General features: G+C 69.9%; 15 protein-coding genes. 4 read left to right on the forward strand and 11 right to left on the reverse strand.

Features of this window, described 5'->3' with window-relative positions; genetic code table 11:
* Positions 1–259: 259 nt before the first annotated feature.
* Together H0E84_RS04235 and H0E84_RS04240 are read left to right on the forward strand one after the other, a co-directional pair.
* The gene (locus H0E84_RS04235) at positions 260–1,180 is read left to right on the forward strand and encodes a hypothetical protein (RefSeq protein ID WP_180677381.1); all 921 of its coding nucleotides are present in this window, start codon (positions 260–262) and stop codon (positions 1,178–1,180) included.
* An 8-nt stretch (positions 1,181–1,188) separates the two neighbouring features.
* Complete coding sequence (locus H0E84_RS04240; protein WP_180677382.1) at positions 1,189–3,192, forward strand: amidohydrolase family protein; 2,004 nt, start codon at positions 1,189–1,191, stop codon at positions 3,190–3,192.
* A 173-nt stretch (positions 3,193–3,365) separates the two neighbouring features.
* Here H0E84_RS04240 and glmU read toward each other — a convergent pair whose 3' ends face one another.
* Positions 3,366–4,730, reverse strand: coding sequence for a bifunctional UDP-N-acetylglucosamine diphosphorylase/glucosamine-1-phosphate N-acetyltransferase GlmU (glmU, locus tag H0E84_RS04245; protein WP_180677383.1), 1,365 nt, complete (start codon positions 4,728–4,730; stop codon positions 3,366–3,368).
* 150 nt (positions 4,731–4,880) lie between these two features.
* Between glmU and H0E84_RS04250 the strand changes: the two genes are divergently transcribed.
* Positions 4,881–5,264 (forward strand): GtrA family protein, encoded by a 384-nt coding sequence (locus H0E84_RS04250; protein WP_180677384.1) that lies wholly within the window; start codon positions 4,881–4,883, stop codon positions 5,262–5,264.
* Positions 5,265–5,279: 15 nt separating this feature from the next.
* Here the strand turns inward: H0E84_RS04250 and H0E84_RS04255 are convergent, their stop codons facing one another.
* The 10 genes from H0E84_RS04255 to H0E84_RS04300 form a co-directional block, all read right to left on the reverse strand.
* Positions 5,280–6,503, reverse strand: a complete 1,224-nt coding sequence (locus H0E84_RS04255; RefSeq protein ID WP_219339584.1) for a DmpA family aminopeptidase — start codon at positions 6,501–6,503, stop codon at positions 5,280–5,282.
* A gap of 361 nt (positions 6,504–6,864) precedes the next feature.
* Positions 6,865–7,287: a F0F1 ATP synthase subunit epsilon gene (locus tag H0E84_RS04260; RefSeq protein ID WP_180677385.1), complete on the reverse strand. Its 423-nt coding sequence runs from the start codon at positions 7,285–7,287 to the stop codon at positions 6,865–6,867.
* A 156-nt stretch (positions 7,288–7,443) separates the two neighbouring features.
* Positions 7,444–8,868 carry a F0F1 ATP synthase subunit beta gene (gene atpD, locus H0E84_RS04265; RefSeq protein WP_180677386.1) on the reverse strand — a complete coding sequence of 475 codons (1,425 nt, stop codon included), beginning with the start codon at positions 8,866–8,868 and terminating at the stop codon, positions 7,444–7,446.
* A 127-nt stretch (positions 8,869–8,995) separates the two neighbouring features.
* The gene (atpG, locus tag H0E84_RS04270) at positions 8,996–9,859 is read right to left on the reverse strand and encodes a F0F1 ATP synthase subunit gamma (RefSeq protein WP_180677387.1); all 864 of its coding nucleotides are present in this window, start codon (positions 9,857–9,859) and stop codon (positions 8,996–8,998) included.
* Between the two features lie 140 nt (positions 9,860–9,999).
* Positions 10,000–11,550, reverse strand: coding sequence for a F0F1 ATP synthase subunit alpha (gene atpA, locus H0E84_RS04275; RefSeq protein ID WP_180677388.1), 1,551 nt, complete (start codon positions 11,548–11,550; stop codon positions 10,000–10,002).
* Positions 11,551–11,690: 140 nt separating this feature from the next.
* Entirely contained in the window at positions 11,691–12,218 is a 528-nt protein-coding gene (locus tag H0E84_RS04280; RefSeq protein WP_180677389.1) for a F0F1 ATP synthase subunit delta, read from the reverse strand.
* A 4-nt stretch (positions 12,219–12,222) separates the two neighbouring features.
* Positions 12,223–12,693, reverse strand: a complete 471-nt coding sequence (locus H0E84_RS04285; RefSeq protein WP_180677390.1) for a F0F1 ATP synthase subunit B — start codon at positions 12,691–12,693, stop codon at positions 12,223–12,225.
* Between the two features lie 92 nt (positions 12,694–12,785).
* Positions 12,786–13,073, reverse strand: a complete 288-nt coding sequence (gene atpE / locus H0E84_RS04290; protein ID WP_180677391.1) for a F0F1 ATP synthase subunit C — start codon at positions 13,071–13,073, stop codon at positions 12,786–12,788.
* Positions 13,074–13,134: 61 nt separating this feature from the next.
* Positions 13,135–14,010: a F0F1 ATP synthase subunit A gene (gene atpB / locus H0E84_RS04295; RefSeq protein ID WP_180677392.1), complete on the reverse strand. Its 876-nt coding sequence runs from the start codon at positions 14,008–14,010 to the stop codon at positions 13,135–13,137.
* Positions 14,007–14,441, reverse strand: a complete 435-nt coding sequence (locus H0E84_RS04300) for a hypothetical protein (RefSeq protein WP_180677393.1) — start codon at positions 14,439–14,441, stop codon at positions 14,007–14,009. The genes atpB and H0E84_RS04300 overlap by 4 nt, the downstream gene beginning before the upstream one ends.
* Positions 14,442–14,888: 447 nt before the next feature.
* Here H0E84_RS04300 and H0E84_RS04305 point away from each other — a divergent pair, with 447 nt between their 5' ends.
* A complete protein-coding gene (locus tag H0E84_RS04305; RefSeq protein WP_180677394.1) occupies positions 14,889–15,797 on the forward strand; it encodes a TonB-dependent receptor in 909 nt (302 codons plus the stop codon).
* Positions 15,798–15,834 lie beyond the last annotated feature (37 nt).

Here is a 15,834-nt window from a genome sequence, read left to right on the forward strand (position 1 = left end):
AAGCCGGCCTTTCCACGCCCGCACCCGCTCGATCTGCATGACGGTGCGCGCGCAGCCGAGCTCGCGATGCGGGCGCGCGGCGCGACGATCCGTATCGCCCCGCGGTCCGGCAAGAGCGCGCCGCCGTCCGCGGGAGCGCCCGATGGTCGCGAAAGATGCGCGGTCGACTGCCCCCGCAGCCGCCGGCACGAGCACCGCATTCCCACCCGGCGCACTCCGGGCGGCTAGAATCTAACCCCGTTCCCTGGCGAGGTTGCCGATGCGGCATTCCGTCCTGCCCGTCGCATGCGCGCTCGGCCTCGCCCTGTCGGGCGCTTGCGGCGCCCAGCATCGCGTCGACTCCCTGGGCGAAGTGCCTGGGGTGCTCGAGACGCCCGAAGCCATCGCCATCTGGCGGACCGAGATGGAGGGACGCCCGGGGCCCGACCGCCTGGGCACCACCGACATCGCCGGCTTCGACCGCCGGCAGCTGCTGGAAGCGCTGATGCCCGGCGTCGTCGCGGAGGGCGTGCACCTGCTCGGCGCGCGGCCCTGGCCGCAGCGCCCGGGTCATTTCGTGGCGCTGCTCTGCGTCGGCGACAGCATCGAGCACGGCGCGCCCCGGTACGAACAGGATTGCGACACCTCCGTTTCCCAGGCGATCCTGGGGGTATTGCGCATCGAGGATGGACGGCCGCACGCCGTCGCCACCCTGGCCTTGGACGACGACGCCGGATTGCCGAGGCTGGACTGGTCGGCCGGCGATGCACCGCAGGCGGTGGACCCGGAGAACCCGGACCCGGTGCCGCAACGATGGGAAAGCTTCGACCTCGCGCCCTACACGCTGCGCCACGGCGCAGCCGCGTTCGGTCTCCGGGCCGGCTGGTCCGAGGGCTATGCGGGTGGTGGCGCGTTCTTTTCCGCACTCTACCTGTTCGACCTGCAGGGAGACGCCCTGGTGCCGGTGTTCGCGACGCAGATGTCGATGTACCGCGATCTCGCCGGCGACTGGAACGAGGACGGCACCCGGCAGCACCACATCGACGAGTGGGCGCGCATCGTCATCGTCCAGCCGAAGACGCGGCACGGATACCACGACCTGCTCGTGCGCGAACGCGGGGCCCGCGGCGGCGGCGTGGTCTACGCCTGGTCGCCGGAAGCGCGGCGCTATGCTCCGGCGTCACCGCCGCGAACCCGGTAGGGCGGTCCATGTCGCGCAAACTGCTGCCCCTCGTCTTTCTGCTGTTCGCGGGCGCCGTCCTCGCTGGCGAGAGCCGGCACACGGTCCTCCTGCTGGGCGGCCACGCGGGCGAGCAATCGCTGTCGGCGACCGACGGCGGGATCCGCGCCGAGTACCGCTACAGCGACCGCGGCCGCGGCGAGTCGCTGGTGGCGACCTGGCGCCTGGACGACGCCGGGCTGCCGGTCGAGTACCGGGTGGAGGGCCACGACTACATGAAGGCCCCGGTCGAGGAGTCCTTTCGCGTCGAGGCGGGCACGGCGTCCTGGCGCAGCCGGTCGGGGACCGGAAGCGCGCCGGTCGGCACCGGCGCCTTCTACGTGCCGGAATCCGCGCCGCCGGAACTGACCGGGGTGCTGGCCCGCGCCCTGCTGCTGGCGCCCGGTCGGCGCCTCCCGCTGCTGCCTTCCGGCGAGGCCCGCCTGGAGGAGGCGGGCGAGATCGGGTTCGAGCGCGACGGGGCACCGCACCGTCTGCGCCAGTACCGCATCCACGGGCTCGGCTTCAGCCCGACGCCGGTGTGGCTCGACCAGGGCGGCGGCACCGCCGCGATCGTCGGCGGCTGGCTGTCGGCGCTCGCACCGGGCTGGGAATCGGCCTATCCGCGCCTGCTGGCCGAGCAGCGCGCCAGCGACGAAACCGAGGCCGCCCGACTCGCACGGCGGCTGACCCATCGCGATGCCGGCGAACTGCTGATCCGCGACGTCCGCCTGTTCGACCCCCGCGACCTTTCCGTCGTCGCCGGCAGCAGCGTGCTGGTGCGGGGCGAGCGCATCGTCGAGGTGGCGAGCGGCGGGGAGATCGCGCCGCCGCCCGGCGCTGCGGTCGTGGAAGGCGGCGGCCGCTTCCTGATGCCGGGGCTGTGGGACAACCACCAGCACTTCGGCGACTCCACCGGCATCCTCGACCTGCTCGCCGGCGTCACCACCGCCCGCGACCTGGCCAACGACAACCAGGCACTGCTGGCGCGCGTCGCGCGCATCGACGCGGGCACGGAGCTGGGCCCGCGGATCCTGCGCGCCGGCATCATCGACGGGCCCGGGCCGTACGCCGGCCCGACGCCGATGCTGGCGGCGGATGCTGCACGTGCGCGCGAAATCGTCGACTGGTACGCGGCGCACGGCTACGGCCAGATCAAGATCTATTCCTCGCTGGACCCGGCGCTGGTCGAGGTGGTGGCGCAGCATGCGCACGCGCGCGGTCTGCGCGTGAGCGGGCACGTCCCGGCCGGCATGTCCGCCAGGCAGTTCGTCGCCGCCGGCGCCGACGAGATCCAGCACATCAACTTCCTGGTGCTCGACCTGCTGTCCGACCGGGTCACGGGAACCCGCGACATGGCCCGCTTCACCGAAGTGGCCGCGCACGCCCATGCCTACCCGCCCGATCATCCCGCGGTCCGCGAGCTGCTGGCGATCCTGGCGCATCGCGGCACGGTGCTCGATCCGACGCTCAACATCTACGAGGCGATGTTCGGCGCCGACCCCGCTGCACCCCCACCGGCGCTGGCCGCGGTGGTGGGCCGTTTCCCGCCCCAGGTCGCGCGCCAGCAGAAATCGCGCGCGCTCGAGGTCCCGGAGGGCGAGGAGGAGGCGTACGCGCAGGCCCTGCCCGCATTGATGGCGCTGCTGAAGGCCGCACACGAGGCCGGCATCCCGATCGTCGCCGGCACCGACTCGCTCGCCGGTTACAGCCTGCACCACGAGCTCGAACTCTACGCGCGTGCCGGCATCCCCGCGGCGGAAGTCCTGCGCATCGCCACCCTCACCCCGGCCGAGGCGATGGGCAGCACGGCGGATCTCGGCGCCATCGCGCCGGGACGCTACGCCGACATGCTGCTGATCGACGGCGATCCGATCCGCGACGTCGGCGACCTGCGTCGCATCGACGCCGTATTCAAGGGCGGCGACCGCTACGACCCGGCGGAGCTGGAGCGCGCGCTCGGCATCGCGCCTTCCGCCGCCGCTCGCCGCTGACCGACGCGGCGCGAAATCGCGGGCCGGCGGCCAGGACCGGTATGGGCGGCAGCCGGGCGGAGAACGGCGCGTGGGCGCAGCGTCCCTGGAGCAGGGAGGTCGCGCGACGCTCGATTTCGTTCAGCCGCGCAGACTCGTCGTCGCGGCCGGCCGCAGCCGGATCCCGGCCGGCATCATTTTTTCGCCGGTCTTTTCCAGCCCTCGATCACGGTCTGCCTGCCCCGCGCGAGGGCGAGCCTGCCGTCCGGCACGTCGTTGACGATCACCGAGCCGGCGCCGGTGGTGGCGTCGTTGCCGATCCTCACCGGCGCCACCAGCGAGGCGTTGGAGCCGATGAAGGCGCGGTCGCCGATCGTGGTCCGGAACTTGTTCGCGCCGTCGTAGTTGCAGGTGATCGTACCGGCACCGATGTTGGCGCCGGCGCCGACCGTGGCATCGCCCAGGTAGGTGAGATGGTTGGCCTTGCTGCCCACTCCGATCGTGGTGTTCTTGGTCTCGACGAAGTTGCCGATATGGGCGCCGTCGGCGAGCACGGTGCCGGGGCGCAACCGGGCGAACGGGCCGATCGTCACCGCGCCCTCGGTCACCGCGCCGTCCAGGTCGCAGTGCGCGCGGACCTCGGTGCCGGCGGCGAGGCGCACGTCCCTGAGGCGGCAGAACGGCCCCACGCGCACGTCGTCGCCCAGCTCCACCTCGCCCTCGAACACCACGTCGGCATCGATCTCGACGTCGCGCCCGACCGAGACCCGGCCGCGGATGTCCACCCGCGCCGGATCCGCGAAACGCGCGCCCTGCGCGCAAAGCGCCCGCACCGCCCGCCGCTGCCAGGCGCGCTCGAGCTGGGCGAGCTGCCAGGGGTCGTTGGCGCCCTCGGCTTCGAGCGGGTCGTCGACCATGACGATTTCCGCGGCGCTGAACTCATCGGCGGCCATCGCGAAGACGTCGGTCAGGTAGTACTCGCCCTGGGCGTTGTCGTCGGACAGCCGCTCGAGCCAGCCCTTCAGCGCCGTCGCCTCGGCGGCGAGGATGCCGGTATTGACGATGCGGATGCGGCGCTGCTCGCCGTCGGCGTCTTTCTGCTCGACGATGGACGCGACATGGCCTTCGGAGTCGCGCACGATGCGGCCGTAGCCGTCCGGCTCGTCGAGTTCGGCGGCCAGCACCGCGATGCGGCCCTCGGTGTCCAGCAGGCGCTGCAGGGTTTCCGCGGCCAGCAGCGGCACGTCGCCGTAGAGCACCAGCACCTGGGCGCCGTCCGGCACCCCGGGCATCGCCTGGCGCACCGCATGCCCGGTGCCGAGCTGGCGCGCCTGCTCGGCCCAGTGCAGGTCGTCCTCATCGGCCAGGGCGGCGCGCACTTGGTCGCCGCCGTGGCCGTGGACCACGTGGATGCCGGCCGGCCGCAGCGCCCGTGCAGTATCGATCACGTGCCCGAGCATCGGCCGCCCGGCGATCCTCTGCAGCACCTTGGGCAGGCGCGATTTCATCCGCTTGCCTTCGCCTGCGGCGAGGATCACGACGTGCAGGGGTGTGCTCATGGCGGCTCCGGAACTTCGGCGAGGGCAATTGCGGAATTCTAACGGGGCGGGCTGCTAGCATGCGCCCCGCGGCCGACCGCATCGTGACCGCTGCCGCAGGAATCGCCCGCCTTTCCCGCCGCTCCGCGGCCGAACTCCGGATCCGACGCATTGAGCCTCACCCGACAGTCGAGCAGCTACCTGATGATCGGCGGCCTGCAATGGCTGCTGGACTGGGCGGTGATGGTCGCGCTCAGCCATGCCGGCCTGCCGGTGCGGCAGGCGAACGTGGTGGGGAGGATCTGCGGGGCGCTGTTCGGCTACTGGATGAACGGGCGTTTCACGTTCGCCGGAGACGATACCGCGCTGGGCCGCACCCAGCTGCAGCGGTTCCTGCTGATGTGGGTCTGCACCACCCTGGTCAGCACCTGGGCGATCGGCCAGGTCGACGACTACCTCGGCCTGCAGTGGGCCTGGCTGGCCAAGCCGCTGGTGGAGATCGCGCTGGGCGGGGTGGGTTTCGTGCTGTCGCGGCACTGGATCTACAAGCGCTGAGCCCGCCGCCGCGGCTCAGGGCGAGGCGGCATCGCCCAGCAGCGGCAGCACCCGTTCCAGCGGCAGCGCGCGCACCGTGCCCCGATGGCCGGTGACGGTGGTGGCGCGGAACATCGAATTGAGGATCGCTTCCTCGGTGGCCTCGGCCACGCCGCGGAACAGCCCGTTCATGGCGTCGTTCGCGAGCGGACGGGTGACGTGCGCGACTGCGTCGTTCGCCATCCGCACATCCTTTGCGGTGGCGAACGCGATCACGTAATCGCCGGAGCCATTGCTCATCGATGCGCCGGTACGGCCCAGGCCGATCACCGCGCGCGAGGCGAGCCTGCGCAGCAGGCGCGCGTCCAGCGGCGCATCGGTCGCCACCACGATCATGATGCTGCCGTCGCCGTTGGCAGGCGGCCGCTCCCCCCGGCCGGCGCCGACCGCCGATGCGAGGCTGTCCGGATCCGGCAGCGCGCGGCCCACCGGCACCCCCGCGATCACCAGGTCGCCGCCGAAGTTGCTCTGCACCAGCACGCCCACGGTGTAGCCGCCGGACGCCTCCGGGAGGCGCCGCGAGCTGGTGCCGATCCCGCCCTTCCAGCCGAACGCGACGGTCCCGGTGCCGGCGCCAACCGCGCCCTCCTCGACGTTGCCGGTGGAGGCGCCTTCCAGCGCCTGCACCACGTGCTCCGGCCGGATCGGCCGGACGCGGATGTCGCTGAGGAAGCCGTCGTTGGTTTCCCCGACCATCGGGTTGAGCGAGCGCACCTGTTCCATGCCCGGGCGCGCGAGCATCCAGCCGACCATGGCGTCGGCGGCCTTCCACACCCCGAGCGTGCCGGTGAGCAGGATCGGGGTCTCCAGCTCGCCCAGCTCCTCGACCTGGGTGACGCCGAGCAGTTTGCCGTAGCCGTTGGCGACATGGATCGCCGCCGGCACCCGCTCGCGGTAGAGGTCGCCGGGATGCGGAACGATCGCGGTCACCCCGGTGCGGATGGTGTCGCCTTCGACGATCGTGGCGTGTCCGACCGCGACGCCGGGAACGTCGACGATCGCGTTGCGCGGACCGGGCGGCAGGCTGCCGATGACCACGCCGGCCTCGCGGGCGCGGGGGCGCGCCGCGGTCGAAGCGCCGGTTGCATCGCTTTGCGCCGGTTGCGGTTCCGACGCTTCGGCAAAACCGGAAAGCGGACATGCCGCCACCGCCAGAACGAGCAGTGATGTGATCACCGCCGTCGCACGATCTCGCATCATCAGTTTCCTCCCGCCCCGCAATCCGGTCCGACCGACCGTATGTCGGCACCGGCGAGCACGCAAGTGGCCGCTGCCGATCCGCTGGCGACCGACCTTCGCGCGCGTGGCGCGCTCCTACCGGACCGATCCGAACCGCATCGCCTGTAGGAGCGGCCCATGGCCGCGAAAGCCGCGGGCGGTTCCTGCCGGGTAGGCGGCGACCCCAGGCCTGGCCAACCGCGTCGGCCTTCGCGCGCATGGCGCGCTCCTACGGCAGACAAGCCGCGGAAGTCCGGGACGCGATCCCGGATATCGACATTGCGCTGGGGAAACGCGCCTCCGACGACGGGCGCCCGGGACCTGGTCCCCTCCCGGCTCCCGCCTAGTGCTTGAGGTTCTTGCGCAGGCGCTCGAGCGCCTGCAGCTGCGCGGTGACTTCCGCCAGCTTCTGCTGCGCCTCGGCGACGTCCATCGCCTCGCCGCGGCCGGCCAGCACGCGCTCGGCCTCTTCCTTGGCCGCCTTCACCGCGGCCTCGTCGATGTCGTCGGCGCGGATCGCGGTGTCGGCCAGGATCGTCACCACTTGCGGCTGCACCTCGAGGATGCCCCCGCCGATGGCGAAATCGAGCGTCGAGCCGTCCGGCTGGGTAACCACCACCTTGCCGGCCTTGAGCCGGGTGATCAGCGGCGCGTGGCGCGGGGCGATGCCGAGCTCGCCGACCTCGCCGGTGGCGACCACGAGCGTGGCCTCGCCGTGGAAGATCTCGGCCTCGGCGCTGACGATGTCGCAACGGATGGTAGTCATGGTGCCTCGCTTTGCGAGGCGGGAATCGGAAATCGTGAATCGTGAATCGTGAAGAGCCGTTATCGTCCGGCCTTCAACCACCCGCGAGTCTCCGAATCCACTCTTCCCGCCGTTTCGATTCCCGATTCTCTATTCTCGATTCCCGGAAGATCGCCGCTATGCGGCGATCTTCTTGCCCTTCTCGACCGCCTCTTCGATGCTGCCGACCATGTAGAACGCCTGCTCCGGCAGGTGGTCGTACTCGCCGTCGACGATGCCCTTGAAGCCGCGGATCGTGTCCTTCAGCGAGACGTACTTGCCGGGCGAGCCGGTGAACACCTCGGCGACGTGGAACGGCTGGCTGAAGAAGCGCTCGATCTTGCGCGCGCGGGAGACCGCCTGCTTGTCCTCCTCGGACAGCTCGTCCATGCCCAGGATCGCGATGATGTCCTTGAGCTCCTTGTACTTCTGCAGGGTGGCCTGCACCCGGCGCGCGGTGTCGTAGTGCTCGTTGCCGATCACGTTGGGGTCGAGCTGGCGGCTGGTGGAGTCCAGCGGGTCGACCGCCGGGTAGATGCCCAGCGAGGCGATCTGGCGGCTCAGCACCACGGTCGCGTCCAGATGCGCGAAGGTGGTGGCCGGCGACGGATCGGTCAGGTCGTCCGCGGGCACATACACGGCCTGGATCGAGGTGATCGAACCGGTCTTGGTGGAGGTGATGCGCTCCTGCAGCACGCCCATCTCCTCGGCCAGGGTCGGCTGGTAGCCCACCGCCGACGGCATGCGGCCCAGCAGCGCCGAGACCTCGGTGCCGGCCAGGGTGTAGCGGTAGATGTTGTCGACGAAGAACAGCACGTCGCGGCCCTTGCCGGACTCGTCCTTCTCGTCGCGGAAGTACTCGGCCATGGTCAGGCCGGTCAGCGCCACGCGCAGACGGTTGCCCGGTGGCTCGTTCATCTGTCCGTAGACCATCGCCACCTTGGACTGCGCCTTGTCCTCGAGGTTGACCACGCCCGCCTCGATCATCTCGTGGTAGAAGTCGTTGCCCTCGCGGGTGCGCTCGCCCACGCCGGCGAACACCGACAGCCCGCTGTGCTGGGTGGCGATGTTGTTGATCAGCTCGAGCATGTTCACGGTCTTGCCCACGCCGGCACCGCCGAACAGGCCGACCTTGCCGCCCTTGGCGAACGGGCACATCAGGTCGATGACCTTGATGCCGGTCTCGAGCAGCTCGTTGGTGGCGGCCTGGTCCTCGTAGCTCGGCGCGGGGCGGTGGATTTCCCAGCGCTCCTTGGTCTCGATCTCGCCGACCTCGTCGATCGGCTCGCCGAGCACGTTCATGATGCGGCCCAGGGTGGCGACGCCGACCGGGACCGAGACCGCGGCACCGGTGTTGTCGGCGATCAGGTTGCGCTTCAGCCCGTCGGTGGAGCCCAGCGCGATCGCGCGCACCACGCCGTCGCCGAGCTGCTGCTGCACCTCGAGAGTGATCTCGGTGTTCTGCACCTTCAGCGCGTCGTACACCCGCGGCACGCTGCCGCGCGGGAATTCGACGTCGACGACGGCGCCGATGATCTGGACGATCTTGCCCTGGTTGTTCATTTTGGGAAACTCCGCTGACTCTGTTTGATTCGTTTGTTGGGAATGGGGAATCGAGAATAGGGAATCGGAACGGTCAAGAGCTCCGGCTTTTTCGATTCCCGATTCTCGATTCCCCATTCCCTGCTGTTCAGACGGCCGCGGCCCCGCCCACGATCTCCGAGATTTCCTGGGTGATCGCCGCCTGGCGCGCCTTGTTGTACGACAGGTTGAGCGTGTCGATCAGCTTGGTGGCGTTGTCGCTGGCGGACTTCATCGCGACCATGCGCGCGGCGTGCTCGGAGGCCACGTTCTCCATCACCGCCTGGTAGACCAGCGACTCGATGTAGCGGGTCAGCACGTGCTCGAGCACGCGCTCGGCGTCGGGCTCGTAGATGTAGTCCCAGTCGTGCCGGGCCACCGTCTCGTCGGAGGCCGGCAGCGGCAGCAGCTGGTCGAACGCCGCGCGCTGGGTCATGGTGTTGACGAAGTCGTTGTAGACCAGGAACACCTTGTCGATGGTGCCTTCGCCGTAGGCGTCGAGCATCACCTTGATCACGCCGACCAGCTGCTCGACCTGCGGGGTGTCGCCCAGATGAGTCACGCTTGCCAGCATGTTCACCTTGAGGCGGCGGAAGAACGCGGTGGCCTTCTGGCCGATGGTCACCACGTCGACTTCGACGCCAGCCTCCTGGTGCTTGCGGATCTCGCCGAGCAGCTTGCGGAACAGGTTGTTGTTGAGGCCGCCGGCCAGGCCGCGGTCGGACGAGACGATCAGATAACCGACCCGCTTGATCTGCTTGCGCTCGACCAGGTACGGGTGTTGGAACTCGGAGTTGGCCTGCGCCAGGTGCCCGATCAGCTGCTTCATCGCCCGGGCGTACGGGCGCGAGGACTTCATCCGCTCCTGCGCCTTGCGGATCTTGGAGGCCGAGACCATTTCCAGCGCACGCGTCACCTTGCGGGTGTTCTGCACGCTCTTGATCTTGGTTTTGATTTCTCTGCCGCCGGCCATCTGCTCGCTCCGCTCGCGGGAATCGGGAATGGAGAATCGGGAATGGTCAAAGGCGCGATGTCCTGACCCTGCCCTTCATCTCTCCGTTCGCGACGCCCTGCTGCTCGATTCCCTATTCCCGATTCTCGATTCCCGCCGGCTCAGAACGAGCCGGTGGCCTTGAACTCCTCGATGCCCTTCTTGAACCCGGCCTCGATCTCGTCGTTCCAGTCGCCGCTGGCGCTGACCTTGTCCATCAGCTCGCCGGCGGTGTTGGCGAAGTGCGCATGCAGCGCCTCCTCGAACGCGCCGATCTTCGGCACCGGCACGTCGTCCATGTAGCCCTTGTCGACCGCGTAGATCGACAGCGCCTGGTTGGCGACCGGCATCGGCGCGTACTGCTTCTGCTTCATCAGTTCGGTCACGCGCTGGCCGCGCTCGAGCTGCTTGCGGGTGGCCTCGTCCAGGTCCGAAGCGAACTGGGCGAACGCGGCCAGCTCGCGGTACTGCGCCAGCGCGATGCGGATGCCGCCGGAGAGCTTTTTCATGATCTTGGTCTGCGCCGCGCCGCCGACGCGCGAGACCGAGATGCCGGCGTTCACCGCCGGGCGGATGCCGGCGTTGAACAGGTCGGTCTCGAGGAAGATCTGACCGTCGGTGATCGAGATCACGTTGGTCGGCACGAACGCCGACACGTCGCCGGCCTGGGTCTCGATGATCGGCAGCGCGGTCAGCGAGCCGGTCCTGCCCTTGACCTCGCCGTTGGTGAACTTCTCGACGTAGGCCTCGTTGACGCGCGCGGCGCGCTCGAGCAGGCGGCTGTGCAGGTAGAACACGTCGCCCGGGTAGGCTTCGCGGCCCGGCGGGCGCTTGAGCAGCAGCGAGATCTGGCGGTAGGCCACGGCCTGCTTGGACAGGTCGTCGTAGATGATCAGTGCGTCCTCGCCGCGGTCGCGGAAGTACTCGCCCATGGTGCAGCCCGAGTACGGGGCGATGTACTGCATCGCGGCCGACTCGGAGGCCGAGGCGGCGACCACGATGGTGTGCTCCATCGCGCCGTTCTCCTCCAGCTTGCGCACCACGTTGGCGATCGAGCTGTTCTTCTGGCCGATCGCCACGTAGATGCACTTGACGCCGGTGCCCTTCTGGTTGATCACCGCGTCGATCGCCACCGCGGACTTGCCGGTCTGGCGGTCGCCGATGATCAGCTCGCGCTGGCCGCGGCCGATCGGGATCATCGAGTCGATCGCCTTGTAGCCGGTCTGCACCGGCTGCGACACCGACTTGCGCCAGATCACGCCCGGGGCGATGGTCTCCACCGGGGCGGTCTGCGCCGCGGCGATCGGGCCCTTGCCGTCGATCGGCTCGCCCAGCGCGTTGACCACGCGGCCGAGCAGCTCGGGACCGGTCGGCACCTCGAGGATGCGCCCGGTGGTCTTGGCGGTGTCGCCCTCGCGCAGGTGCTCGTAGTCGCCCAGCACCACCGCGCCGACCGAGTCGCGCTCGAGGTTCAGCGCCAGTGCGAAGGTGTCGTTCGGCAGCTCGATCATCTCGCCCTGCATCGCGTCGGCGAGGCCGTGGACGCGCACGATACCGTCGGACACCGAGGTCACGGTGCCTTCGTTGCGCGCCTCGGCGGCCAGCTTGACCTTGTCGATGCGGGCCTTGATCAGTTCGCTGATTTCGGAGGGGTTGAGCTGGGTGGTTGCCATTGTCGTTTCCTTGTCGTGCGTCGCGAACTGCGCCGCGCGGGGTTCTCTTTGTTTGGGAATCGGGAATCGGGAATGGAGAATCGGAAAGCGGTGCGGCTGCGCTTTGAAGATTCCCTATTCCCGATTCCCGATTCCCGGCTTCACTGCGCCAACGCCGACTGCAGCCGCGCCAGCTTGCCGCGCAGCGAGCCGTCGATGACCACGTCGCCGGCGGCGATCACCGCGCCGCCGATCAGGGCCTCGTCGACCGCCGTCTCCAGCTCGACCTGGCGGCCGAAGCGCTTCGCCAGCGCGGCGCGGATGCCGTCCAGCTCCGCCGCCGGCAGCTCCGCCGCCGAGGTCACCGTGGCGCGCACGATCCGTTCGGCGTCGGCGCGCAGGTCCTCGAACTGCCCTGCGATCTCCGGCAGCAGCGCCAGGCGGCGGTTCTCCGCCAGCAGCGCCAGGAAGTCGGCGAACGGCTGCGCGGCGCCTTCCGGCGCCAGCAGCATCACCGCGTCGGTGTCGTCCAGCCGCGGATGGCCGAGCAGCGCGGCGACCTGCGGATCGGCCGCCATGCGCGCGGCGAAGGCCAGCGCCCGGGACCATTCCGCGAGGCCGCCGCCGTCGCGGGCGATGGCGAACGCGGCGCGGGCGTAGGGACGGGCGAGCGTGAGGGCCTGGGACATCGGCTCAGATCTCCGCGGCCAGCTCGTCCAGCAGCGCCTTGTGCGCGGCCGGATCGATCTCGCGGCGCAGCAGCTTCTCGGCGCCGCTCACCGCCAGCAGCGACACCTGGCGGCGCAGGTCCTCGCGGGCACGGTTGGCCGAGGCCTCGATCTCCGAATCGACCAGCGCCTTCTGGCGCGCGCCCTCGGCGATCGCTTCGACCTTGGCCGCATCGACGATCTGGTTGGCGCGCTGGTGGGCCTGCTCGATGATCTCGTTGGCCTTGGCGCGCGCGGCCTTGAGTTCGTCGTTGACCTTTTCCTGCGCCTGCGCCAGCGCCTTCTGGCTGTTGTCGGCGGCGGCCAGGCCCTCGGCGATCTTCTGCTGGCGTTCCTCGATCGCGCGCATCAGCGGCGGCCAGATGAATTTCCAGCTGAACCAGATCAGGATCGCGAACGCGATGCCCTGGCCCAGAAAGGTTGCGTTGATTTGCATCTCAGTCTTGCTCCGCTATGGCGAACGGGCGTCGGCGACGCCCGACCCTGGGATGCGCGGCGTGGTCGCCGCGCACCGGATCAGGAACCAGATCAGCCGCCGACGGCGCTGATGGCGGTACCGATCAGCGGGTTGGCGAACGCGAAGAACAGCGCGATGGCCAGGCCGATGATGAACGCGGCGTCGATCAGGCCGGCGAGCAGGAACATGCGGCCCGACAGCATCGGCACCAGCTCCGGCTGGCGCGCGGCGCTCTCGAGGAACTTCGAGCCCATGATGCCGATGCCGATGCAGGCGCCGAGCGCGCCGAGGCCGATGATGATGCCGATGGCGAGAGCGGTGTAGCCCTGGATGGCGGCGACGAGAGCGGTGAGTTCCATGGTGATTCCTCTGGCAGGGTGCAGGTGAAAGGGAGAAGGGTAACCGGGGATCCGGAAGCGTTCAGTGCGCCTCGGAGGACATCGACAGGTAGACCACGGTCAGGATCATGAAGATGAAGGCCTGCAGGGTGATCACCAGGATGTGGAAGATGGACCAGGCCGCGCCGGCGGCGACCGCGCCGAGGAAGGCCAGCGCCCCGCCCGCCTTGGCGCCCATGCCGGCTTCCATGAGCATGTTGCCGCCGGCCATGCCGAGCAGCGCGATCAGCAGGAACACCAGCTCGCCGGCGTACATGTTGCCGAACAGCCGCATCGCCAGGCTCACCGGCTTGGACAGGTACTCGATCACGTTGAGGCCGAAGTTCGGCAGCGCCAGCACCGCCTTCATGCCCGCGCCCTGGGCGTGGAACGGCGCGGTGAACAGCTCCTTGCCGAAGCCGAACGCGCCCTTGGCCTTGACCGCGAAGCCGAACATCAGCAGCAGCACCATGACCGCCATGGCGGCGGTGATGTTGAGGTCGGTGGTCGGCACCGCGCGGAAGTATCCCTGGCCAGCGGCCGCGGCCACGCCCGGGAAGAAGTCGACCGGGATCATCTTCAGGGAGTTCATCAGGAACACCCAGACGAAGATGGTCAGCGCCACCGGCGCGACGAAGCGGCGGTTGCCGTGGAAGACGTCCTTGACCTGGGTGTCGATGAAGGTGACGACGATCTCGATGAAGGCCTGGAATTTCGACGGCACCCCGGCGGTGGCACGGCGGCCGACCAGCCAGAACGTGCCCATGGCCAGCACGCCGATCAGCAGCGAGACCAGCAGGCTGTCCACGTTCAGGGTCCAGAACGCGCCCTCGCCGATCGAGACCTGCCAGTGCTGCAGGTGATGGGTGACGTATTCGCTCGGGCTTTCGGCGATGCGGAAAAGATCTGCAGGGATCATCGAAGCAACCAGGGCAAGCTCAACATGTACGCCAGGAACGCCGCCAGGGCGCCCGCCAGCACGAATCCCTCGGGCAGTGCGGCGCTTGCCATGGCCAGGGCCACGCCGGCGCCGATCACCAGCCACTTCAGCACCACCCCGACCAGCAACCGGGCGAACATGCGCCCGGCCGGGGCGACCGGCGACTGCCCCGCGGTGCGCCAGCCGAAGATCGCGAATCCGGCCGCGACCACGGCAGCGCCGGCGAGGAAGCCCGCCGCGGCGGGGCCGCCGGCGAGCGCCGCCAGCACCCCCGCGCCGACCAGCCCGGTCGCGGCCTGGACCAGCGGCAGCGCGTAGGCGGCGCGGCGGGTCCGGTCGGATCGGATTCTGGCGTGCTCGGGGGGCTGCAAAGCCGCAAAAGTATAGCAGTCGGGCAGTTTGAGCGGCAAGCGCCGGAGGTCCTGCGCGGCGGCGCGCTCCGGCGCTGCGCGCGCCGCGCCGCGAACCTCGCGCCAGCGCATCCGCGACGCCCGGGAACCTTCGCCTCCGGGCCCGGTCAGTCCTGCAGGCCCGCCGCTCATCCTCGTCGAATCTCCACGGCGGGCCCGCCAGCCCCGGCCTTCCCGGCCGGGGCTCGCTCTTTGCGCGGCGCACTCCCGCGACAGGGCGAAGCGCTGGCGGGACGCCGCTGCGGTGCCGACTCGCCTGCGCGCGCATCGCCGCGTCGCGACTTCCGTCGCTCCCACGAGGGGCGGCTGACATCGACCGCCCGATCGCCGAACGTGGCGCACGCCTGCCGCGCGGGGGCTTCACGTGGGCTGCATCGCGGTTGCGGCCAAATCCGGCGCGCGGCGGCGCAGCGTACGACGCCGCTCCCCACAACCAGGAGCACCCCAGTGACACGCATCCCACGCCTTGCCTGCGGGCTGTGCGTGGCGGGCAGCCTGTTGGCGCTGCCCGCGTACGCCCAGCAACAAGACGATCACCGATTCGCCCTGCGCCTGAGCGGCTTCAACCCGCAGGCGTCGCTCGCTTTCAGCGGAGAGGGCACGATCACCGACGGCACCGAGACCGCCACCTTCGACGACAGCGCGTCCTTCGGCATCGGCCGCGAGTGGCGCCCGCGCGGGTCGGCATCGTTCCGGATCAGTCCGCGCCAGCGGCTGATCGGCAATTTCTACGATTATCGGCGCGGCGAGTCCTGGAGCTTCGACGGCGGCACCCTCGATCCCGACGGCATTCCGGGCGAGGCCGAGATTCCGGCCGTCGAGGCGGACGCGCGCTTCGAGTTCGCCTTGGCCAACTTCAACTACGAGTTCGCGGTGGTCGACACTCCGACGTTCCAGTGGGGAGTGGGGCTGGGCGTCACCCATGCCCGGCTCGAAACGCAGCTGCGCGGCACCTCGACCGGCACCGACGAGCTCGATCCGGAATCGGTCGACGTGCGCTGGAAGCGCAGCGAATGGTCGCCCGGGCTGCATACGCGCCTGGCGTGGACGCCGGGCGAGAAATGGCGGATCAGCCTGGAAGGCCAGTACCTGGATGCGGATTGGGGCGATTTCCTCGAGGAGGAGGGCCATTTCGAGCGCGGCGGCCTGCTGGTCGAGTACATGGTCACCGAGCGCGTGGGCGTGCACGCCGGCTACGACTGGTTCCGGCTCAAGCTCGCCGACGGTTTCCGCGGCAGCATCGACGCGGGCGAGGCCGGGGATCCGGTCGGGATCGCGCGGCTGGACTACGACGGCACACTCACCGGCAGGCTGAAGGTGCACGGACCGCTGGCCGGCGTCAGCGTGCGTTTCTGAGCCTGCGGCGGGCGCACGGCCTGGTGCGCGGGCGCGC

Source organism: Luteimonas salinisoli, assembly GCF_013425525.1.
Lineage (GTDB): Bacteria > Pseudomonadota > Gammaproteobacteria > Xanthomonadales > Xanthomonadaceae > Luteimonas > Luteimonas salinisoli.

What these genes read in the sequence shown, in the direction of transcription:
- atpA (WP_180677388.1), bottom strand. Translation starts at nt 11,550, where the DNA reads ATGGCAACCACCCAGCTCAACCCCTCCGAAATCAGCGAACTGATCAAG.
- H0E84_RS04255 (WP_219339584.1), bottom strand. Translation starts at nt 6,503, where the DNA reads ATGATGCGAGATCGTGCGACGGCGGTGATCACATCACTGCTCGTTCTG.
- glmU (WP_180677383.1), bottom strand. Translation starts at nt 4,730, where the DNA reads ATGAGCACACCCCTGCACGTCGTGATCCTCGCCGCAGGCGAAGGCAAG.
- atpE (WP_180677391.1), bottom strand. Translation starts at nt 13,073, where the DNA reads ATGGAACTCACCGCTCTCGTCGCCGCCATCCAGGGCTACACCGCTCTC.
- atpD (WP_180677386.1), bottom strand. Translation starts at nt 8,868, where the DNA reads ATGAACAACCAGGGCAAGATCGTCCAGATCATCGGCGCCGTCGTCGAC.
- H0E84_RS04280 (WP_180677389.1), bottom strand. Translation starts at nt 12,218, where the DNA reads ATGTCCCAGGCCCTCACGCTCGCCCGTCCCTACGCCCGCGCCGCGTTC.
- atpG (WP_180677387.1), bottom strand. Translation starts at nt 9,859, where the DNA reads ATGGCCGGCGGCAGAGAAATCAAAACCAAGATCAAGAGCGTGCAGAAC.
- atpB (WP_180677392.1), bottom strand. Translation starts at nt 14,010, where the DNA reads ATGATCCCTGCAGATCTTTTCCGCATCGCCGAAAGCCCGAGCGAATAC.
- H0E84_RS04235 (WP_180677381.1), top strand. Translation starts at nt 260, where the DNA reads ATGCGGCATTCCGTCCTGCCCGTCGCATGCGCGCTCGGCCTCGCCCTG.
- H0E84_RS04240 (WP_180677382.1), top strand. Translation starts at nt 1,189, where the DNA reads ATGTCGCGCAAACTGCTGCCCCTCGTCTTTCTGCTGTTCGCGGGCGCC.
- H0E84_RS04260 (WP_180677385.1), bottom strand. Translation starts at nt 7,287, where the DNA reads ATGACTACCATCCGTTGCGACATCGTCAGCGCCGAGGCCGAGATCTTC.
- H0E84_RS04285 (WP_180677390.1), bottom strand. Translation starts at nt 12,693, where the DNA reads ATGCAAATCAACGCAACCTTTCTGGGCCAGGGCATCGCGTTCGCGATC.